Annotated in this window: 2 protein-coding genes; both read right to left on the bottom strand. The window is 64.2% G+C overall.

What is annotated here, in order from left to right; translation table 11 throughout:
- The coding region (locus C0V97_RS10175) for a hypothetical protein (RefSeq protein WP_148114934.1) at positions 1–515 on the bottom strand (515 nt) is incomplete at its 3' end.
- 14 nt (positions 516–529) lie between these two features.
- Entirely contained in the window at positions 530–1735 is a 1206-nt protein-coding gene (locus tag C0V97_RS10170; RefSeq protein WP_127102403.1) for a phage major capsid protein, read from the bottom strand.
- Positions 1736–1766 lie beyond the last annotated feature (31 nt).

Raw genomic sequence — 1766 nt, 5'->3', positions numbered from 1 at the left:
GCTGTGTAGAACAGCGCACGGGCCGTTGAGAGCGTGGCGGCGCGGATATCGGCGGGCACGGTCGCGGCCAGAGCATTGCCCTGTTCGTCTTTCATACCCGGCACGATCCAGCCGCCTCGATAGGTCACGCGGTAGCGCCCCGGCCACCACCAGGCACCCTGCAGGATCGACGGGCAGAGCAGGCCGGACAATGCGCCGGATTCCCAGCCATCCCGCCCGGGATCGAGGGCGAAACCGTCCTGCGTCACGTCGCCGATCGAGATCAGCGGCGTGACGGCCAGGGCGAGAGACAGGCGGCGCTCGCCATCCCCGACGCGCAGGGTCTGGCGATACAGACCCGCCAGGACCGGGCGACCCAGCGTGGCCTGAACGAGCGCCGTGGCCTGGGCCAGATACTCGCTCAGCGCCGGGTCGCTGATCTGAGCGGCAGGCTCGCCCGACAGCTGCTCGCGCAATGCGGCGAGCGAAGCCAGAGCGAGCCCCTGGGCGGGACTTTCGAGGATGGTGAGCGTCATAACGGCCCCCCCGATCAGCTGCCAGTGGCAGCGGCAGCGAACGTGCCCTTGATCAGCGCCTGCGGGCGATAGACGGCGAGCGCCAGGCGTTCCTCGGCCAGGATCGTGACCATGTTCTTGACGAAGTTGTCGCGGTCCTCGGTCGAGATCGTGACCGTGGCATCCTCACGGTCGAAAATCTGCGCCGCATAGGCAAAGGCGCCGGTCAGGAAGTTGCCCGCCTTCATGCTCAGGCTTTCAGCCACCGGCAGGCCCCAAAGCACCGGCCCTGCAAGCCCGGTCGGGTTGGCGAAGATATAACGGCCCTGCGTATCCTTGGTCATCTCGATCGATGTCCAGTCGGTCGGGTTCAGCACATGCCCGGTTGCGGGCAGTTCGGCCATGGTCGCCTGCAGCTGGGCCAGACGCAGCCGGTCGATCATGGTCTCGGTCTTGACGTTTACGCCTGCGGGCTGGGCGTAAGCCGCGGCCTGATTCATCAGCCCGTTGAGGTTCTGACCCGTGCCGTCACCATTGAGCAGTTGATCCTCTTCCTTGAAGGCCAGACCGTAACACAGGCGACCATCCACATAACTCGCCAGCATCGGGGCATCGGCCAGGATCTGCTTTGAGGCCATGACGAAATGCGCAATGGTTTTGACGCCGAGCGTCACCAGATCGAATTTGAGTTCGGATTGCGGCTTGTTGGCGCTCGGATTTTCGGCCACCGGGGCGGCGCTGTTGGTGAACAGCGTTTCGCGCACGTAGTCGATTGCGCCCGATTGCGTGGTGCCGGGAATGAGCAGCCCGCGAATGGTCATGCGACGATCGGGCGTAACCTGAATGATGTTCGGCTGGCGGTCGGCCACGACAAGCCCGGTCGTGCCGGAGTTGCCTGTTGTGCTGCCCGAAGTAATGGCCCGCATTTCGACCGTGACACGGCCCTTGAAACGATCACCAGCGCCGATTGCGGCCTTGACCTCATCGCTCTCGACGAAACGCTGGCCGAGCGAGCGTGTCTCGCGCGAGCCTTCCTGGCCCCCACGGGCGGCCTTCTGCTCGATATCGGCCAGTCGGGCTGAAAGCCCATTCATTTCGGCCAAGGCCTTGTCTGCGCTGGCCTTGGTTTCTTCCGTGACCTTGCCGAGGTTGCGTAGTTCCGTGGTCGAGGTTTCGGCGAAACGCTTGACCTCATCGGTCGCGCTCTTGAGGTCGCGAATGGCCTGTTCGTAATCGGACATGGGGTTTTCCTCATGAAAAAGGGCGCTCGAG

Source organism: Asaia sp. W19, from assembly GCF_003994335.1.
Lineage (GTDB): Bacteria > Pseudomonadota > Alphaproteobacteria > Acetobacterales > Acetobacteraceae > Asaia.
The sequence above is the reverse complement of the archived record's forward strand: the minus strand, read 5'-3'. Positions and strand labels throughout refer to the sequence as shown.